10 protein-coding genes are annotated in these 20,459 nt (G+C 60.2%); 8 read left to right on the top strand and 2 right to left on the bottom strand.

Annotated elements, in window-relative coordinates; genetic code table 11:
* Positions 1 to 29 precede the first annotated feature (29 nt).
* The 8 genes from LGH70_RS06960 to LGH70_RS06925 all read left to right on the top strand — a co-directional run bounded on the left by LGH70_RS06960 (position 30) and on the right by LGH70_RS06925 (position 16,404).
* Positions 30 to 2,870 carry a glycoside hydrolase family 2 protein gene (locus tag LGH70_RS06960; RefSeq protein ID WP_226184038.1) on the top strand — a complete coding sequence of 947 codons (2,841 nt, stop codon included), beginning with the start codon at positions 30 to 32 and terminating at the stop codon, positions 2,868 to 2,870.
* A 74-nt stretch (positions 2,871 to 2,944) separates the two neighbouring features.
* Positions 2,945 to 5,089 carry a hypothetical protein gene (locus LGH70_RS06955; protein WP_226184036.1) on the top strand — a complete coding sequence of 715 codons (2,145 nt, stop codon included), beginning with the start codon at positions 2,945 to 2,947 and terminating at the stop codon, positions 5,087 to 5,089.
* 225 nt (positions 5,090 to 5,314) lie between these two features.
* Complete coding sequence (locus LGH70_RS06950) at positions 5,315 to 8,077, top strand: alpha-L-rhamnosidase (protein WP_226184034.1); 2,763 nt, start codon at positions 5,315 to 5,317, stop codon at positions 8,075 to 8,077.
* A 163-nt stretch (positions 8,078 to 8,240) separates the two neighbouring features.
* Entirely contained in the window at positions 8,241 to 9,473 is a 1,233-nt protein-coding gene (locus LGH70_RS06945) for a glycoside hydrolase family 88/105 protein (RefSeq protein WP_226184032.1), read from the top strand.
* A gap of 31 nt (positions 9,474 to 9,504) precedes the next feature.
* Positions 9,505 to 10,635 (top strand): sialidase family protein, encoded by a 1,131-nt coding sequence (locus LGH70_RS06940; protein ID WP_226184030.1) that lies wholly within the window; start codon positions 9,505 to 9,507, stop codon positions 10,633 to 10,635.
* 115 nt (positions 10,636 to 10,750) lie between these two features.
* Positions 10,751 to 12,151: an alpha/beta hydrolase family protein gene (locus LGH70_RS06935; protein WP_226184020.1), complete on the top strand. Its 1,401-nt coding sequence runs from the start codon at positions 10,751 to 10,753 to the stop codon at positions 12,149 to 12,151.
* A 132-nt stretch (positions 12,152 to 12,283) separates the two neighbouring features.
* Complete coding sequence (locus LGH70_RS06930) at positions 12,284 to 14,158, top strand: right-handed parallel beta-helix repeat-containing protein (protein ID WP_226184018.1); 1,875 nt, start codon at positions 12,284 to 12,286, stop codon at positions 14,156 to 14,158.
* Between the two features lie 59 nt (positions 14,159 to 14,217).
* Positions 14,218 to 16,404, top strand: coding sequence for an alpha-L-rhamnosidase-related protein (locus LGH70_RS06925; RefSeq protein WP_226184016.1), 2,187 nt, complete (start codon positions 14,218 to 14,220; stop codon positions 16,402 to 16,404).
* 206 nt (positions 16,405 to 16,610) lie between these two features.
* Here the strand turns inward: LGH70_RS06925 and LGH70_RS06920 are convergent, their stop codons facing one another.
* Together LGH70_RS06920 and LGH70_RS06915 are read right to left on the bottom strand one after the other, a co-directional pair.
* Positions 16,611 to 18,911 carry a DUF5703 domain-containing protein gene (locus LGH70_RS06920; RefSeq protein ID WP_226184014.1) on the bottom strand — a complete coding sequence of 767 codons (2,301 nt, stop codon included), beginning with the start codon at positions 18,909 to 18,911 and terminating at the stop codon, positions 16,611 to 16,613.
* A 26-nt stretch (positions 18,912 to 18,937) separates the two neighbouring features.
* The gene (locus LGH70_RS06915; RefSeq protein WP_226184012.1) at positions 18,938 to 20,374 is read right to left on the bottom strand and encodes a sialate O-acetylesterase; all 1,437 of its coding nucleotides are present in this window, start codon (positions 20,372 to 20,374) and stop codon (positions 18,938 to 18,940) included.
* Between the last annotated feature and the right edge of the window lie 85 nt (positions 20,375 to 20,459).

Raw genomic sequence — 20,459 nt, 5'->3', positions numbered from 1 at the left:
ACGCAAATAGGCGTCTCTACACCTCTGCCATGCCCACTACTTCCCTCGTGTCCCGCCTTGCCGCAGTACTGCTGACGCTGCTGCCCCTGGCCTCACAAGCCCAGCAGACGCAAATCCAGTACCTCTCCGGTACCGACAAAGACCACACGGTCAAGTGGAAGTTCCACTGCTCGGCCGGCCGCAAGGCGGGCAAGTGGACCACCATCCCGGTGCCGTCCAACTGGGAGCTGCAGGGCTTCGGCAAGTACAACTACGGCCACGCCAAGGACACCGCCCGCGGCAAGGAAGTGGGCCAGTACCAGTACGAGTTCAAGGTGCCCAAAAACTGGGACGGCAAGACCGTGAACATTGTCTTCGACGGCGCGATGACCGACACCGAAGTACGCATCAACGGGCAGTCGGCCGGGCCAGTGCACCAGGGCTCCTACTACCGCTTCAAGTACGACATTACCCGGCTGCTCAAGCCGGGCAAAACCAACCTGCTCGAAGCCACCGTGGCCAAGCACTCGGCCAACGAGTCGGTCAACGACGCCGAGCGGCGCGGCGACTTCTGGCTGTTCGGCGGCATCTTCCGCCCGGTGTTCCTGGAGGCCCTGCCCGCCACCCACATCAGCCGCGTAGCCGTGGATGCCAAGGCCGACGGCTCCCTGCGCGCCGACGTGTACACCCAGGGCAGCGGGGCCGACGAAGTCGTGGCCCAGCTCTACACCCTCGACGGGCAGAAGGCCGGCGCCGAGTTCCGCGCGGCCGTAACCGGCGGGGCCGCCACCACCCGCCTGCAAACCTCGCTGAGCCAGGCCCGGCTCTGGACGCCCGAAACGCCCAACCTCTACCGCGTGGCCTTCGCCCTGCGCAAGGGCGGGCAGCCAGTGCACACCGTGGATAAGCGCATCGGCTTCCGCACCATGGAAGTGCGCGAGCGGGACGGCATGTATCTCAACGGCGTCAAAGTCAAGTTCAAGGGCGTCAACCGCCACTCGTTCTGGCCCACCTCGGGCCGCGTCACCAGCAAGGCGCTGAGCATCATCGACGTGAACCTGATGCGCGAGATGAACATGAACTCGGTGCGCATGGCCCACTACCCGCCCGACGACCATTTCCTGGCCGCCTGCGACTCGCTGGGCCTGATGGTGCTCGACGAAATTGCCGGCTGGCACGGCAACTACGACACGCCCACCGGCACCAAGCTCACCGAAGAGATGGTGCGCAAGGATGAAAACCACCCCAGCATCGTGGTGTGGGTGAACGGCAACGAGGGCGGCCACAACTTCGACCTCGACCCGGTGCTCGACCGCATGGACCTGCAGCAGCGCCCTGTTATCCACGCCTGGCAGGTGTTCCGCGGCACCGATACCCAGCACTACATCAACTACGACTACGGCAACGGCACCCACCTGCAGGGCCACAACGTGGTGTTTCCCACCGAGTTCCTGCACGGCCTCTACGACGGCGGCCACGGCGCCGGCCTCGAAGACTACTGGGAGCAGATGTGGGCCCACCCGCGCTCGGCCGGCGGCTTCCTCTGGGACTTCTCCGACGCCGGCGTGGTGCGCACCGACAAGGGCGGCATCCTCGACACCGACGGCAACCACGGCGCCGACGGCATCCTCGGCCCTTACCGCGAAAAGGAGGGCAGCTTCTTCACCATCAAGGAAGTCTGGAGCCCCGTGTTCTTCGAGCGCCGCGAAATCACCCCGACCTTCGACGGCACCTTCCGCGTGCAAAACCGCTTCCACTTCACCGATCTGAACCAGTGTAAGTTCACCTGGAAGCTCGCCCAGCTGCCCGGTCCCGGCGCCAAAGCCGCCACCCTCGCCACCCAAACCGGCACCCTCACCGTGCCCAGCATCGCGCCCGGCGGCACCTACGGCACCCTGCGCCTCGAAATGCCCTCGAAGTGGCAAGGATTCGACGTGCTCTACATCACCGCCCAGTACCCCGACGGCCGCGAAATCTACACCTGGAGCTGGCCCATTGCCCGCCCCGGCGCCGTGGCCCAGCAGCTCGTGCGCCTCGAAGCACCCGGCGCCGCCAAGCTCACCGAAACCGACTCGCTCTACTCCGTAGCCGCCAACGGCGTGGAGCTGACATTCAGCCGCCGCTCCGGTCTGCTGCGCCAGGTGCGCAACGCCAAGGGCCTCATCCCGCTTTCCAACGGCCCCGTGCTGGCCGAGGGCGAAACCGCCTTCGAGGGCCTGAGCCAGCGCCAGGACGGCGCCAACGTGGTCATCGAAGCCAAGTTCGGCAAGCAGAGCCGCTACCAGTCGCTGCAGTGGACGGTGTACCCCTCGGGCTGGGTGAAGCTGACTGCCAAGTACTTCCCCAAAGACTACGACTTCCAGCTGGCCGGCCTCAACTTCAATTACCCCGAAAAGGAAGTCAAAGGCATTCAGTGGCGCGGCGACGGGCCCTACCGCGTCTGGAAAGACCGCCTGAAGGGCACCAACCTGGGCGTGTGGACCAAGGCCTACAACAACACCAGCACCGGCGAAATGGAAGGCACCCGCGGCCCCGAGTACCCCGAGTTCAAGGGCTACTACTCCAATTTCTACTGGCTCACCCTGCAGACCACCGGCCAGCCCCTCACAATCGTCTGCGACCAGGAAGACGTGTACCTGCGCCTGTTCACGCCGCGCTTCTCGGCCACACCTTATAACACGGCCCCGGCCTTCCCCGGCGGCCAGCTCTCCTTTATGCACGGCATTTCGGCCATTGGCACCAAGTCGCAGAAAGCCGAGAACATGGGCCCGATGGGCAAAACCAACATGTACTACGACTACGGCAAAGACCCCTCGTACGCCAAGGAAATGACCCTGTACTTCGATTTCTCCGGCCAGCAGGCGGCGGTTGGAGCCGTCGGGCGGCGGTAGGAAATAGAGTTTGAAAAGCTATGTTTGTGGGATACAAAAACTCCCGACAAAACAACCTTAAAAAACTTAAGACAATGGATATCGAAACGTTAACTAACCATGTAGCTGGAATGGGGAAAATCTATTTCGATAATGCATGCAAAATCGTACTTAAAGATGTTTTTGGTCTCAATGCAATTAATGTTGATGGAAAAAGTGATGGAGGCACTGATTTTTCTTCTTTTCTGTCATCTGGAGAAAGGCTAAATGTTGGTTACCAGATAACAACTCAAAAAACGGATATTCAAAATAAAGCATATAGAGATGCTAAAAAGGCGATAGAAAAGTTGGGTGTTCAGAGATACTATTTTTTTGCCACATATAATTTGACTGAAATTGAAACAAGAATTATTGAAAATGATATATCAAGTGCCCTAGGTATTCAAGCCGTCTGCTTGTCGCCAAGAAATATTGCTGGCTTAATATTGGAGTCAGGTTTGCTTAATAGGTTATTAGATGAAAGTAATTATCCACTTCCAAGAGATTATACGCCTTCATATGATTACAAGGAAATGGCGTTGCATTCGTATACTCTATTATCTGATGATGCAATGAAAATGAAAAATAATATTTATGACGATACTATTCTCTTTGTTCTTTCTGGTAAAGAAAGATATAATGAGGATTCGCTTGTTGTAAAGGTAAAAGAATTTCTTGGATTAAATGATGCAAAATTAGATGCAATTAAGAGGCGTATAGGTGCTTTGTTTGGGAAAAGTAAGCTTGTTAGATCAACAGACGGTTGTGTTGAACTGCACCCAAGTTCGCAGAAAGAACTTCAGTTAAGAAAGGATGTATATTCTGTAGAACTAGCAAGTATATCTTCATCTCAAGTTGATTTAATGGTTAATGATTTTGATTGTGCTTGGACAGAGGATGATTCAAAAAAAGTTGCACTATGGATTGCTAATATATCTGTTTATGATCAGCTGAATGCTTTGAAGGAAGCCAAAGCTAGTATAGTGTCAAATCCATTATTTCAGATAGCGCAGAATGGTGAAGATAAACTAAGGGACTTTTTAGTTAAGGAGAAAAAGATAAAATACAAGGATGTTTCCAAAGTCGTGGAAAAGCTATTGGATAATGCTTCGAATCATCCCTTAATTAATAAAATTGCACGTGCTTCGATTTATTTAGCATTAGAAGGTTCCAATCCAATAAGTTCAGCAAAAGCTTTAGGTGCAAATCGTTGGTCTGATTTTAAAATCCTCGTTGAACCTACTATTGCCATACCATATATATGCTCTAGTTTGTATAAAGGTTCAGTTAACAGATATTTTGATTTAAGTATTAAAAGCCTTGGTCAAGCGCTTGAGCTTGGTGTTGGTTTGTATATTCCCTATTTCTACATTAGTGAATGTGCTGGGCATTTGCTCAGGGCTAGAAAATATAATGGACTTGAGTTTAGTGAAGATGAATTAGCGTACTCTTCAAATGCTTTTGTTGCTAATTATTTTGCTCTTAAAAGCAAGGGCGCAAAAGTGCCTAATAGTTTTATGGATTATTTGTCTTCGTTTAGCGCGAATATCATAACTGAACGAAGTGATATAAAGAGTTGGGTTAGAGCAATAATGATTGATATACAATCAATACTTGGTAGATCTAAAGTTCAATTTATTGATGTGCCGTTTTATAATCCAGGTGATTGTAAAGATTTCGAAATGGAATATACATATCATCTGAGTGAATTAGGTATTGATAAAAAGCACAATTTAATTAGTCATGACATTTATGCTTTGCAATTTGTTAATGACAGGATTATCAATAATCATGAGCATTGGATTGTGCTTACGTATGATACTGCTATGATTTCTGTTTCAAAGAGTAAGCTGTTTCAAGGTTGGATTGCTAATCCAATTAAATTTTTGGATTTTGCTGAAGTTACTAAGCCTCTTGGAGAAGCTAGATTGATTTCGCTTGTTCATTCATTTGCAACCTTTAGTGAAAAAACTCTTGCAGTCGGGGCTCGAATAATAGACAGAGTTATTGCTTATGCTGCACCTGAGATGCAGAATTGGGAATTCAAACGTGATATAGATATATTCAAGACTGAGGTTATTGAATCTATTAATCTTGAAAAGATTGAGCGATTTGAAGAAATAGATATAAAAACCGATGAATTTTTGAAAAAACATGGAATTAAGGTTGTAAAAGAAGAATCTGAGCTAATGGATGATTGATTTGTAAGGTGTAATAATTTGACCATTGATGATTTCTCTGTAATCTTCCCCACTCATGCCCAAATCCTAAAGCTTTCTGCTAAGATCGTAGAATGATGGCCCGGGGAAATTGGCGAACTATGTAGCGCCAAAAGTGCCCAGCACAACCCCGCGGCCCCGGCCGGCCCATCGGCCGGCTTCCCCTCGCCTCAGTTGGCGCGGGGGCCGCGGGGCCTGGCCTACCCCATGAACCTTCGCATTATACTTTCTTCGCTTCTCACCGCCCTGCTGCTCACGGCCTTCCGCACCGACAAGCCCGCGGCCGTGCAGCTGCGGCGCCTGCGCTGCGAGTTGCTCACCAACCCCGAAGGCATCGACGCCACCGCCCCGCGCCTGAGCTGGGAGCTGAGCGGTCCGGCCCGCGGCCTGGAGCAAACCGCCTACCAGGTGCTGGTGGCCTCTTCGCCCGAAAAGCTGGCCGCCGACGAAGGCGACCTGTGGAACTCCGGCCAGGTCAGCTCGGCGCAGTCGGTGCACGTGCGCTATGGCGGGCAGCCGCTGCGCAGTCGCACCCGCTGCTACTGGAAGGTGCGCACCTGGACCAGCCAGGGCGCCACGGCCTGGAGCGCGCCCGGCAGCTGGAGCATGGGCCTGCTCAACTACCTCGACTGGAAAGGCCGCTGGATCGGCTTCGACCGCGCCTTTGCCTGGGACAAGGAGGAAAGCCACGCCCGCCTCTCGGCCCGCTACTTCCGCAAGGAATTCAAGGCCGACAAGCCCATCCGCCAGGCCACGGCCTACATCATCGGGCTGGGCCTGTACGAGCTGCACCTGAACGGGCAGCGGGTAGGGGAGCAGGTGCTGGCCCCCGGCCCCACCGACTACGGCCAGGGCGTGAAGTACAACACCTACGACGTGACCGGCCTGCTGAAAGCCGGCCCCAACGCGGTGGGCGTGACCCTGGGCAACGGCCGCTTCTACGCCATGCGGCAGCGCTACAAGCCCTACAAAATCAAGACCTTCGGCTACCCAAAGCTGCTCATGCAGCTTGAGGTGACCTACGCCGACGGCTCGCGCGACATCGTCAAGACCGACGACACCTGGCAGGGCACCGCCGACGGCCCCATCCGCACCAACAACGAGTACGACGGCGAGGAATACGACGCCACCAAGGAAATGAGCGGCTGGGCCACCGCCGGCTTCGACGCCAAAAGCTGGCTCAAGGCCGAGCTGGTGCAGGAGCCCGGCGGCACCTACGAGGCGCAGATGAACGAGAACATGAAGGTGATGGAAACGCTCAAGCCCGTGGCCATCAAGCCCCTGGCCGGCGGCAAGTACATCCTCGACCTGGGCCAGAACCTGGCCGGCTGGCTGCGCCTGCGCGTGCAGGGCAAGGCCGGCGACCAGGTGACCTTGCGCTTCGCCGAAACCCTGCAGCCCAGCGGCGAGCTGTACGTGCGCAACCTGCGCGACGCCCGCGTAACCGACGTGTACACCTTAAAAGGCGGCGGGCCCGAAACCTGGGAGCCGCGCTTCGTCTACCACGGCTTCCGCTACGTGGAAATTAGCGGCTGGCCCGGCCCGGCGCCCACCCTGGCCGATTTCGACGGCCGCGTGGTGTACGACGACATGCAGACCACCGGCGCGCTGACCACCTCCGATGCGACCATCAATCAGGTGTACCGCAACGCCTACTGGGGCATCCGCAGCAACTACAAGGGCATGCCCGTGGACTGCCCGCAGCGCAACGAGCGGCAGCCCTGGCTCGGCGACCGGACCACCGGGGCCTACGGCGAGAGTTTCGTGTTCGACAACTCCCGCCTCTACGCCAAGTGGCTGCGCGACATCGAGCAGGCCCAGAAAGCCGACGGCAGCATCCCCGACGTGGCCCCCGCCTTCTGGCGCTACTACGGCGACAACGTGACCTGGCCCGGCACCTACCTCACCGTGGCCGACATGCTCTACCACCAGTACGGCGACGAGCAGGTGCTGGCCCGCCACTACGACTCCATGCGCCGCTGGCTGGTGTATATGGGCCAGAACTACTCCGAAAACGGCCTCGTGACCAAGGACAAGTACGGCGACTGGTGCGTGCCGCCGGAGTCGGAGAAGCTCATCCACTCCAAAGACCCCGCCCGCAACACCGACGGCGTACTCATTGCCAGCAGCACCTATTATCATATGCTGGATTTGATGCGTGGCTTTGCCGGCACGCTGGGCAAGACCAAGGACGCCGACGAGTACACCCAGCAGATGGCCGCGCTGAAAACGGCTTTCAACCAGAAATTCCTGAACCCCGAAAGCTGCCAGTACTCGAACAATACCGTAACGGCCAACCTGCTGCCCTTGTCCTACGGCATGGTGCCGCCGGAAGCCGAGGCCAAGGTCTTTCAGAACATCGTTGACAAAATCATGGTGGAGAACAAAGGCCACATCAGCACCGGCGTCATCGGGACACAGTGGCTGATGCGCGGCCTTACCCAGCGCGGCCGCCCCGACGTGGCCCTGCGCCTGGCCTCAAACCGCGACTACCCCAGCTGGGGCTACATGGCCGCCAACGGGGCCACGACCATCTGGGAGCTGTGGAACGGCAACACCGCCGATCCGGCCATGAACTCGCAGAACCACGTGATGCTGCTCGGCGACCTGCTGATCTGGCAGTACGAAAACCTGGCCGGCATCAAATCCGCCCCCGACGCGCCGGGCTTCCAGCGCCTGGAAATGAAACCCACGCCCACCGCCGGCCTGACTTCGGTTTCGGCTTCCTACCAGTCGGTGCGCGGCCTGATCAAGAGCAGCTGGAAGCAGGAGCCGAAGCGTTTCACCTGGAATATTACCGTGCCCGGTAATACCAAGGCGCTGGTCTATATTCCGGCTAAGGATGCCGAGCGGGTGCAGGAAGGCGGCAAGAAGGCCGCCAATGCGCCGGGCGTGAAGTTTTTGCGCATGGAAGGGGAGAGGGCCGTGTTTGAAGTCGGCTCGGGGAACTATGCTTTCGTGGTGAAATGAGTCTGAACGACCACCCAAGAACGTCATGCTGAGCTTGCCGAAGCATCTCTACCACAGTGCTAATCATTCGGTACTGCAACGAAGCGGTAGAGATGCTTCGACAAGCTCAGCATGACCGAAAAAATACTATTTGACGAGCTTTCAAAAGATAGAAAGACTAACGATGCTAAGATCAAACACATACCGGACCGGTCTGCTGGCGTTGTCCCTGACTTTTGGGATGGGCAGCGGCTGCGTCAGTGCGTCGGTGGCAGTGCCAGGCGGTGCGCAGACTGTGGCGGGCGCGGTGCCGCCCGCGCCGGTCCCGGCAAAATGGTCGGAGCGCATGCTGCAGTCGGTACTGAAGCGCAGCCCGTGGATGGCCGATGCTACGCAGAAAGACACCTGGGGCTACACGCAGGGGCTGATTATCTACGCCCTGGAGCAGGTGTGGCGCCAGACCAGGGACCCGCAGTATCTGGCTTACATTCAGCGCTACGGCGACAAGATGATTGACGCCCAGGGGACTATCAAAACCTACAAGTTTGAGGACTTCAACCTCGACAACCTCAACTCGGGCAAGGTGCTGTTTAACCTCTACGCCCAGACCAAGGACGAGAAGTACCGTAAGGCCCTCGACCAGCTGCGCGAACAGCTCCGCAAACAGCCCCGCACCAGTGAGGGCGGCTACTGGCACAAACTCAAATACACCCAGCAAATGTGGCTCGACGGGGCCTACATGGCCAGTCCTTTTCTGGCCCAGTACGCGGCCACGTTCAACGAGCCCGCCGCTTTCGATGAGGTAGCCCGGCAGTTTATCCTGATGGAAAAGCACCTGCGCAACCCCCAGACCGGCCTGCTCTACCACGGCTGGGATGAAAGCCGGCAGCAGAAATGGGCCAACCCGCAAACCGGCGCCTCGCCCAACGTCTGGGGCCGGGCCATGGGCTGGTACGGCATGGCCCTGGTCGACGTGCTCGACCATTTTCCCGCCAAGCACCCGCAGCGCAAGGAGCTGCTCCAGATTCTGGACCGCCTCGCCGTGGCCGTGGTCAAGTACCAAGACCCCAAATCGGGCCTGTGGTATCAGGTAATGGACAAGGCAGACAAGCCCGGCAACTACCTGGAAGCCTCGGCGTCGAGCATGTTCGTGTACGCCCTGGCCAAAGGGGCCAACCGGGGCTATTTGCCCAAAACCTACCGTGCGGCGGCCGAGAAAGGCTACGCGGGCATTACCGGGCAGCTGGTGGAAGTGAAGCCCGACGGCGAAGTGAACCTGCTGCAAGTCTGCGAGGTAGCTGGCCTGAGTGCCGACCGGGACGGCAGCTTCGAGTATTACATCAAGGAGCCGATTCGGGTGAATGACCCCAAAGGTACCGGCCCTTTCATTCTGGCCAGTCTGGAGCTGAACCAATAGATAGCCTTCGGCCTGACCGTAACAATTTCGCATGAAAAAGACAGTTCTGACGCTTCTGGGTAGCCTGCTGCTGCTGAGCGCCACGGCCCAGACCAAGCCCTGGAAGCACGGCATTCTCACCGACGAGTTCATTCTGGAGAAGATGCCCTTCCCGGAAAGCCACGCCGCTACCATTGCCGAAACGCCCCGGGGCCTGGTCACGGCCTGGTTTGGGGGCACCAAGGAGCGCAACCCCGACGTGGGCATCTGGATCAGCCGGCAGGAAAACGGCCGCTGGACGGCCCCGGTGGAAGTGGCCAACGGCGTGGTGAACGAAACCCTGCGCTACCCGGCCTGGAACCCGGTGCTCTACCAGGTGCCCGGCGGCGAGCTGATGCTTTTCTACAAAATCGGCCCCAAGCCCAGCGACTGGAAAGGCTACCTGCGCCGCTCCACCGACGGCGGCCTGACGTGGGCGGCGGCCGAAGCCCTGCCCGAGGGCTACATCGGGCCGGTGAAAAACAAGCCCGTGCTACTCGCCGATGGCCGCCTGCTGAGCCCCACCAGCACCGAGGGCAGCGGGGGCTGGCGCGTGCATCTGGAGGAAACCGCCGACAATGGCAAGACGTGGAAGATGATTGGCCCCATCGAAAACGGCGCAACCAAGGGCGCCATTCAGCCCAGCATTCTGAAGCACAAAAACGGCCAGCTCCAGTTGCTCTGCCGCAGCCGCGACCGGGCCATTCTGGAGTCGTGGTCGTCGGACCAGGGCCGGACCTGGACCCCGTTGGCCAAGACCACCCTGCCCGGCAACAACTCCGGCACCGACGCGGTGACCCTGCAGGACGGCCGCCAGTTGTTGGTGTATAACCACGTGCTGCCGCCCGGCACCTTAGCTAAAGGCCCGCGCACCCCGCTGAACGTGTCGGTGTCGAAGGATGGCAAGAAGTGGTACGCGGCCGCCATTCTGGAAGACTCGCCCATCAGCCAGTACTCGTATCCGTCGGTGATTCAGACCCGGGACGGGCTGGTGCATTTCGTGTATACCTGGCGCCGCAAGAGCATCAAGCACGCCGTGCTGGACCCGAAAAAGATGAAGCTGGTGAAAATCAAGGACGGCAAATGGCCCGCCGTTAAAGGCTACAAAGCCCCCGGCGAAACGGCGGAAATCACCCAGGACTAGACCGGCTTGTAGAGACGCATACTTGCGTCTCGCCGTCGAACGATTTGCCAACGTGCCGGAACAACTTCAGCAACGATTGAGACGCAAATAGGCGTCTCTACATCGCCTTTTCTCCATGCTTAACAAGCTTTGTCTTCTCACGATTGGCTTCCTGTTGACCCTGGCTACCAGCGTCCGGTCCCAGACCTCGGACGAGCAGTACCGCCTGCCGCTGCACACGGTGCTGGAGCAGATTCAGCAGCGCTACGGCGTGAAAATCAGGCCCGACGCGGCCATGGTACAGGACAAGTGGGTGACCTACGCCGAGTGGCGCTACCGCCCCGACGTGGACGAGACGCTACGCAACGTGCTGGCTCCGTTTGATCTTCAGGCCAGCAAAACCGGCGCCAACGCCTACAAGCTCAAGACCTTCCAGTACCACCTCAAAACGCCCGAGGAAGGCGCCGCCCAGCTGGCCCAGCTGGCCACGCGCTACACCGATGCGGCCAGCTGGGAAAAGCGCAAAGCTGAGCTGCGGGGCTGTCTGTGGTCGGCCCTGCGACTTTCCCCTATGCCCGCCAAGCCCGCTGGCAAGCCCATTACTACCAACAAGCGGCAGTTCGACGGCTACTCGGTGGAAAACGTGGCCCTCGAGACCCTGCCCGGCCTATACGTCACCGGCTCCCTGTACCGGCCTTTGAAAGTTAAAGGCAAAATTCCGGTCATCATCAGCCCCGACGGGCACTTCGGCGACGGGCGCTACCGGGCCGACGCCCAGAAGCGCTGCGCCACGCTGGCCCGCATGGGCGCTATGGTCTACAGCTACGATTTGTTTGCCTGGGGCGAGTCGCTGCTCCAATTCAAGCCCGAAGACCACCGCCGCAGCTTGGCCATGACGGTGCAGGCCCTGAACGGCCTGCGGGCCCTGGACTTTCTGCTAACCCAGAAAAACGCCGACCCCACCCGCGTGGCCATCACCGGGGGCTCGGGCGGGGGCAGCCAGACCATGCTGCTCACCGCCCTCGACGACCGGATCAAAGTCAGCGTGCCGGTGGTGATGCTCTCGACTTACCACAGCGGGGGCTGCCCCTGCGAAAGCGGCATGCCGGTGCACCTCTGCGGGGGCGGCACCAACAACGCCGAGCTGGCCGCCATGGCCGCGCCCCGGCCCCAGCTGGCCATTACCGATGGCAAGGACTGGACTGCCCAAACTCCGGAAGTAGCCTACCCCTACCTGCAGAAAATCTACGGCTACTACGGCAAAACCAGCCTCGTGCAAAACACCCATCTGCCCGCCGAAGGCCACGACTACGGCCCCTCCAAGCGTCAGGCCATGTACCGGTTTCTGGCCCAACACCTGGGCCTGAACCTGACAGCGGCCGAGGATGCGGCCGGGAAGCTGGACGAGTCGAAAGTGACCGTGGAAAAGGAAGAAGCACAGAAGGTATTCGGCCCGAAAGGTGAGCTGCTGCCCGCTACTGCCCTCCGGAGCTTCGAGGCTTTGCAGGCCGTGTTTAACAAAGCGGCGACACCCTAGAGTGTCACTGGTCGACATAGCCACCAGAGCGTCTTTCTCAGCAAAATGTTATGTCTCCCGCTGGTCGATATGGCCTTAATTCTCAGCAATGAAGCAGTAGAGATGCTTCGGATTCGCGGACACCAGACAAGCATGAGCAAACGATTCATCTACGCCCTACTCGCGCTTACACTGCTGACCTCAGTAGCCCATGCCGCCGATATCTGGGTGGCCCCCACAGGCTCGGACCGCAACCCCGGCACGAAGGAAAAGCCACTGGCCACGCTGAATATGGCCCTGCGCACGGCGCGTAATCTGCGCCGCTTGCACGATGCCTCCGTGCAGAGCGGCGTACGCATCTGGCTGCGCGGCGGCCAGTACCGGCTGCACGAGCCCTGGCTTTTCCGGCCCGAAGATTCGGGCACGGCCGCCAGTCCCACCACCATTGAAGCCGCACCCGGTGAGCAGCCGGTGCTGAGCGGCGGCGTACCCGTGGCGGGCTGGCAGAAGGTGGCGGGCAAAATTACCGGCTTGCCTGCTGCCGCGCAGGGGCAGGTGTGGATGGCCAAAGTGCCGCTGGTGGCCGGCCGGGCCCTGAACTTTCGGCAGCTCTGGGTGAATAGCCGCAAAGCCACGCGGGCCCGCACGCCCAACCACGACAACCTGCCGCGCCTGCTGAGCTGGGACACCGACCAGCGCGAGGCCGTGGTTCCGGCTGCGGCAGTAGGGGCCGTGCGGCAGCCAGGCCAGCTGGAAATGGTGCTGCATCAGATGTGGGCCGTGAACGTGCTGCGCGTCCGCACGCTGACAGTCACAGGTGACAAGGCCCGCGTCACGTTTCACGAGCCCGAAAGCCGGATTCAGTTTGAGCACCCCTGGCCCCGGCCCATTATCGACGGCAAAAACGGCAGCTCGGCCTTTTACCTGACCAACGCCGCGGAACTGCTCGACCAGCCCGGGGAGTGGTTTCTCGACGCCCCGCGCGGGCAGATTCTCTACTGGCCGCGCCCGGGCGAAAACCTGAGCACTGCGCAAGTAATAGTGCCTGCCCTCCAAACCCTGGTGCGCGTGGCGGGCTCACTCGACCAGCCCGTGAGCCATGTGCAGTTCAAAGGGCTGACCTTTGCTTATACCACCTGGCTGCGGCCCTCCGAGCAGGGCCACGTGCCGCTGCAGGCGGGCCTGTTTATGCTGGATGCCTACTCGCTGCAAACGCCCGGCACTCCCGACAAGAAAGACCTCGAAAACCAGGCCTGGCTGGGCCGCCCGCCGGCGGCCGTAGAGCTCAGCAGGGCCCATCATACCGGCTTTACGCGCTGCCGCTTCCTGCACCTGGCCTCCGCCGGGCTCGACTACCAGAGTGGCACCCACGACGACGCGGTAACGGGCTGCACCTTCCGCGACATTGCCGGCAACGGCATCCAACTGGGCAAGTTCTCCGACGAAGGTACCGAAACCCACCTGCCCTACAACCCCACCGACCCGCGCGAAATCTGCACCAGCGAGGTGCTGGAAAACAACCTGCTGACCGACTGCGGCAACGAAGACTGGGGCTGCGTGGGCATTGCGGCCGGCTACGTGCGCCAGGCCACCATCCGCCACAACGAAATTGCCCAGGTGCCCTACACCGGCATCAGCCTGGGTTGGGGGTGGACCAAAACGGCCAATGCCATGCACGGCAACCGAGTGACCCAGAACTACATCCACCACTACGCCCAGCACACCTACGACGTGGCCGGCATCTACACGCTGTCGGCCCAGCCCGGCACCGTCATCAGTGAAAACCGGGTAGAGGAAATCGGCCGCGCGCCCTACGTGCACGACCCGGACCACTGGTTTTACCTCTACCTCGACGAAGGCTCCTCGGGCATTACGGTGCAGGACAACTGGTGCCCCACGGAGAAGTTTCTGGCCAATGCCAACGGGCCGAACAACGTCTGGACCAACAACGGGCCGAGGGTGAGCGACGCCATCAAGCAGGCCGCTGGTCTGGAGCCTGCCTACCAGGACCTGCGCGCCGGCAAGTAAAAGTATTGCTGCACGCCATCATTCCTAACTGCCAGCCAGTCATTTTCTAACCTTATCCGATGCTAAACTCCCGCTTAAACCGAATTGCTTTCGTCGTGACCCTGGCGCTGGGACTTTGTGGGGAAGTGCGGGCCCAACGCCGCGCCACCTGGATCTGGTACCCCGGCGACTACGAAATCTGGCTCAGCAACCAGATGCAGAACCGGCGCACCGAGCGGGGCTCGTTCTTTCCGCCCTTCTGGCGCCTCGACAGCCACTACGCCCTGGTTGACTTTCACCAGGATTTCGACCTGAAAGAAGCCGAGCAGATAGAGCTGCGGGCCGAGGGGCAGTACAACGTCAAGCTCGATGGCAAGCTCCTGACTGGTGCGCCCGAGCAGCTGACGGTGCCCGCCGGCAAGCACCGGCTCAACATCAAGGTGTATAACCAGCAGCACGTGCCGGCCGTGTTTGTGCGGGGTAAAACCATCGGCACCGACGGAAGCTGGCTGGTCACTTTCGAGGACAAGGAGTGGATTGACGCCTCGGGCAAGGTCTCGGACCAGTCGGGCACGACGTGGCTGACGGCCGGCTCCTGGAACTTCGACGACGCGCAGGCCCTGCCCTCAGCCTTTCAGCTCAGAACCGAGCCACGGCGGGCCACTCGGGTCACGCGCAACGCGGATGGTAGCCTGCTGGTAGATTTCGGGCGCGAAACCTTCGGCTACGTGCGCCTGCACGGCCTGCAAGGGCAGGGGCCTGCCACGCTGTACTTCGGCGAGTCCAGGGAGGAGGCGCTGAGCGTGGAGGGCTGCGAAACCCTGGAGCGTCTGGAGATTAACCAGCCCCAGAAAGCCGATAAGCTCACCACTTTATCCAAGGCATTTCGCTACGTGAATATCCGGCCTGAGCAGGGCGTCACGCTGGATTCGGTGTCGATGCTCTACGAATATGCGCCCGTAACCCAGCGGGGCCGGTTTCGCAGCTCGGACGCGCAGCTGAACAAAATCTGGGACGTGGCCGCCTACACCATGGACCTGACCACCCGGGAGTTCTTCATCGACGGCATCAAGCGGGACCGGTGGGTGTGGTCGGGCGACGCCTACCAGAGCTACCTGATGAATTACTATCTGTACTTCGACACGCCTACGGTAAACCGCACCACCTTCGCGTTGCGCGGCAAAGACCCGGTAACGAGCCATGTGAACACCATCATGGACTATACCTTCTACTGGTTTATCGGCATCTACGACGCCTACCAGTACACCGGCGACAAAACCGTGGTGCAGCAGCTCTACCCGCGCATGCAGAGCCTGATGGACTACTGTCTGAGCCGGCGCAATCAGGATGGCTACATGGAAGGACTGGCCGGCGACTGGGTGTTCATCGACTGGGCCGACGGGCTGAGCAAAAAGGGCGAAGTCAGCTTCGAGCAGCTGCTCTTGTGCCGCAGCCTGGAAAGCATGGCCCTGTGCGCCAATCTGGTAAACGACCAGGCCGGGGCTCGTAAGTACCAGCAGCTGGCTGCCGACCTCAAGGCGAAAATCTTTGCTACGTACTGGAATGCCGAAAAAGGCGCCTTGGTGCACAGCCGCGTGAACGGGCAACCGACCGAGCACGTGACGCGCTACGCCAACATGTTCAGCATCTTCTTTGGCTACCTCACGCCCGCGCAACAGCAGCAGGTCAAGCAGTCGGTACTGCTGAACTCGCAGGTGCCCAAAATCACGACGCCCTACATGCGCTTCTACGAGCTCGAAGCCCTCTGTGCCCTGGGCGAGCAGCCCTACGTGCTGAAGGAAATGAAAAGCTACTGGGGCGGCATGCTCGAGTTGGGCGCCACCTCGTTCTGGGAGGAGTATGACCCCTCGAAAAAGGGCCCCGAGCACCTGGCCATGTACGGCCGGCCCTTCGGTAAGAGCCTCTGCCATGCCTGGGGCGCCAGCCCGATCTACCTGCTGGGCAAGTATTACCTGGGCGTCAAGCCGCTTTCGGCCGGCTACACCACCTACGAAATCGTGCCCAGCCTGGGCGGCTTAGAGTGGATGGAAGGCACCGTGCCCACGCCCCAGGGCGACATTACGGTGCGCGCCACGGCCCGGCAACTCAAGGTAAAAGGCGCCGCCGGCACTGGGGTTTTACGGTTCACCAGCAAGTCGAAGCCCAGCTGCAAGGGCACCCGGATTCAGGCTAAGGGCAACGGGCAGTACGAGTTGCCGCTGGCGCCGGGCAAAGAGTACGTGGTGTCGTATCAGGCCGCGGATTGAGGGCGTCTTTTGCCTGTCACCCTTCAGCTGGATACGCTTAGCGAAGGACCTTGTTCTGCTGCGCGACAAGCAGTATTCACCGTGCAAAAGCCCTTTGCCACCCAGGTGGCAAAGGGCTTTTGCACGGTGGTAAAACGGTAGTGAGGTAGGTCCTTCGCTCCACTTCATTGCTTCGGGATGACAGATGAAAAACAACGAAGCCACTATTATTCCAGCATTACCACCACATCGACGCGGCGCGAGTCGGGCGTGACGAGAAGCTTCTGCACTTTCCCGTCTTTCACCACGCACTCCACCGTAGTCTGGTAGGGCGCGTGCAGCTTGAAGTGCACGTCCCAGCTTTTGGGCCAGGCTGGGAGTAGGTAAATTTTCCGGTCGTCGGTTTGCAGCAGCATTTCCTGCAGCCCGATCATGCCCGCCCCGCCCCAGTTGTGGTCGGGGGCCCAGTCGTAGCCCGGGCCCCAGAAAGCCGGGAAGCGGCGGCCCGAGTCCTGCAGCTTCAGCAGGGTCAGGGCGGCGGCTTCGTCGGTCAGGCCCAGGCGGGCGGCGAAGATGTTGTGCTGCTTCCAGCCGATGTGGGAGCGGAATTTCTGCACGTCCGGGTCGTGCAGGTAGGTGTTAAGGGCCGTTTCCAGGTCGGGCCGGCCGATGCCGTACTCGGCCCAGGGAAACACGGGGTAGAGCTGGGGGCTTTCCACGTTGTTGACCCGCTCCCAGGATTTGGCCGGAGCAATCAGCCGGTGCCCGTTGACTTCCCGGAAGCTGATGGCGGGAATCCGGCTGAGCATACCGGCCCAGCCTTTCCGCTGCTCAGCCGTGCCGTAACATGCTGGCAGGGCCAGCAGACGGGTCAGCACGGTGCGCAGGCCGCTGATGGTAGCCGTCGAGTTATAGGCCATCTTGTAGGTTTCGGCGCCCGAGCCGGGGTAGAGTACCAGGTGGCCTTCTCCGTCCAGGGCCTTGGCCCCGCGCTGCCGGGCCAGCTGCTGGTAATGCTGGTCGAAAAACGTGAGGCAGCTTTCCACGAAAGGCAGATACGTGCCCACGTCGTGGCCGGCATAGCGGCCGGTTTCGAGCATCATCAAACAGAATTCGAGCACCGTATCCCACTCGTATTCCAGCCAGGCGTTGTACTCCAGGCCGGGGTCGAAGCCGGGCGGGCGTTTCCAGCCGTACTCGGCCGGATTGGGCAGGCCGAAGTTTTCGAGCTGCTCGGTAAAGCAGGCCCCGGGGTGGTTCCAGTAGGTCTGGCTGCGCAGCTCTGCGTTGTGGAGCAGGCGCAGGTAGAAGTCGAACTGAGGCTTCAGCAGGGCCGCGTCGCCGCTTTTGAGTAGGGGCCAGTACACCAGCCGCTGGTTCTGGGCCGTGTGGGTGCCGCCGCCCCAGTTGCGAAAGTCAGGCGTGAAGCGCAGCGTAGAGTCGGTCAGGGCCGGGTCGTAGGTAAAGAGGCCGCCGTTGAACTTGGTTGGATAGGCGCCCAGGGCATTGCAGCCCAGCATATAGCGCATGAGCTGGTAGTTGCGGCCCGCCTGCCACTGCGGGGTAGTGGCTGTGGCCTTGTCGGGCTCAATGTGGATGAAGCTGCGCTGCCAGAAGGCCTGCCACCAGGCCAGGGTCTGCTGCCGGGCGGCCTTTGGGTGTTGCCGGGCCGCTTGCTGGGTTTGCCGTAGTTGCTGCTGCCACTGCACCAGACTGGGCGTGTAGCTCGTGTGCAGGGTCAGCGTGAGAGCGTGGGAGCGGGCCGGAATGCGGCTTTGCAAAGCGTAGCTGCGGTAGGGCGTGCGTTGGTACTGGCCATCGGTAGTTCCGGCCGGCTGTAGGTTGGCGCCCGAAAGCACGCCGCCGAAAATCAGGTTCTGCAAGGGGTTGAACAGCTGGTCTTTCGCGGCAGCCAGGCCCTGCTGCTGCACGGCCACGTCGAAGACCGTGCGGGCGCGGTTCTGGTGCACGAACTCTACCGCGCCGTCACGAAAAGTGACGCTGTCGGCCCAGGTACAGACCTCGCCCTGGGGCGCCCACTTGTAGGAGTTCTGGTTGTTTTCCTTGCCTTTGGTCGCACGGTCCTGGTGGCGCCAGGTTTCGTAGCCGGCCGTGGCCGTCAGCTTCTCGGTGCTGCTCACCTCCACGTGCACCACCGGTCGGAACACCTCGACCCAGATATGCACGCGGGCCGAGCTTTTGCCCACGGTGCCGGTCAGCGTCACGTCGCCGGTGTGCAGGTTGAGCTGCTGCCGGAACGTGCCGCCGGCAAACGGGTTGGGCGAGAGGCGCAGGCGCACCCGGCCTAGCTTAAGCAGGCTGTTGTTCTCGTCGAAAGTGCCGCTGCGGGCCACGTAGAACAGCACGTCGCCACCTTCACTCCACACGTTCAGCCCCACGTCGCCGCCCCCGCAGGGCATGGATTCGGCGCTATTACGGCTGGGGCTGGTCCAGGTGATGTTGTTGGTGGATAGCTCGTTTTGAGCGGTGCTGCGAAGACTAAAGGGCAGCAGTAGGAGCAGGAGCAACCAGCGGCGGGGGTGAAGCGCCCGGTTCATTGCTGCCAGTCGTCGGTGCGGAACGAGGACACGGGCAGGCCTTCGGTGCTGAAGAGCGTGGCCCGGGTGAAGTCCTGGAAGGCGTAGCGCACGGCCACGGGCACCTTCACCGCCTCGGCCGCCACGGTGATGACGCTGCCGCTGATGCTGGCCTTGGCGGGGTAAAACTTCTGGTCGGCTCCAGCCACTTCGAAGCCCGCTAGCGCCTCCCCAAACGAAGTCAGGCCGTTGGGCGCGTCGCGAAATTTGACCAGGGCCGCGCCGTCTTTCACTTCCAGCGACTCGTAGGCCGGACTCACCGCCCCGAAGCCCTTACGGCCGTAGGTCTTGGCCAGGGCCAGCAGGGCCAAGCGCTGCCCGCCGGGCTCCTTACGCATGGGGTGAATCGAATTTTCCTCGCCCACGTCGAGCAGCACGGCCATGGCCGCGTTGGGAATCTGGCTTTCAGCCTTGCGCTGGGCGTCGCGCAGGAAGGCCGAGTTGAACTTGACGCCCTTGTTGTAGGGCGGCAGCTGGGCGTAGTTGTAGGGCGCAATCTGGGCGTAGTAGAAGGGGAATTCTCCCATGCCCCACTCCGCGCGCCACTGCTTCACCAGGGCCTGCAGCCGGGCCGGGTACTCGTCGGGGTGCTCGTAGTTCGACTCGCCCTGGTACCATAAGGCCCCGCGGATGCCGAAGCCCGCCACCGGGTGCAGCATGCCGTTGTAGAGCGTGGTGGGCGTGCGGTTCACGACTTTGATGGAGTCGGTTGTGGCCGGCAGGGTTTCGCCCGCGAACTGCCGCAGGGTTTCGGCGCTCATCCAGGCCTCGATGGTCGAGCCCCCGTAGCTGCAGTTGATCAGGCCAATAGGCACGTGGAGCTGCTCTTGCAGCAGGCGGCCGAAATAATAGGCCGTGGCGCTGAAATTGGCTACCGCCTCGGGCTCAGCCACTTTCCAGGCGAAGGGCTTGCTGTTCTGCTTGGGTTCGGTGCGGGAGTTGCGCGGCACGTTGTAGAGACGGATGTTGCTGTTGGCCGACCGAAGAATAGCCTCGTTGGAGTTCAGAATCGGCTGGCCCTTGAAGCCCTTCATCGGCATTTCCATGTTCGACTGCCCCGTGCACAGCCAGACTTCGCCCACCAGCACGTTCTGCAAGGTCAGCGGCTTGGCGTCGCCGCTGAAGCGCAGGGTGTAGGGTCCGCCGGCGGCCGGGGTCTTCACTTTCAGCTTCCAGTGGCCTTTCTCGTCAGCTTGGGTCTGGTATTTGGCCTTGCCCCAGGAGGGTGCCACCGTAATGGTAGCGCCCGGCCGGGCCCAGCCCCAGACCGCGCACTCGGCCTGCTGCTGGAAAATCATGTTGTCGGTGAAGATGGAGGGCAGGCGCAGCTCAGCCCGCAGCAGCACCGGGGCCAGCAGCAAGAGGCAGGAAAGCAGAAAGGACTTGGAATTCATGTGGAAAGCAGGGCAAGTAGTGTAGAAACGCAACCGTGCGTTTCCGGCATTGCTGATGTTGTTCGTTCCATCGGTTGTCGTTCAA

Origin of the sequence: Hymenobacter nitidus, from assembly GCF_020447315.1 — a bacterium.
Lineage (GTDB): Bacteria > Bacteroidota > Bacteroidia > Cytophagales > Hymenobacteraceae > Hymenobacter > Hymenobacter nitidus.
The sequence above is the reverse complement of the archived record's forward strand: the minus strand, read 5'-3'. Positions and strand labels throughout refer to the sequence as shown.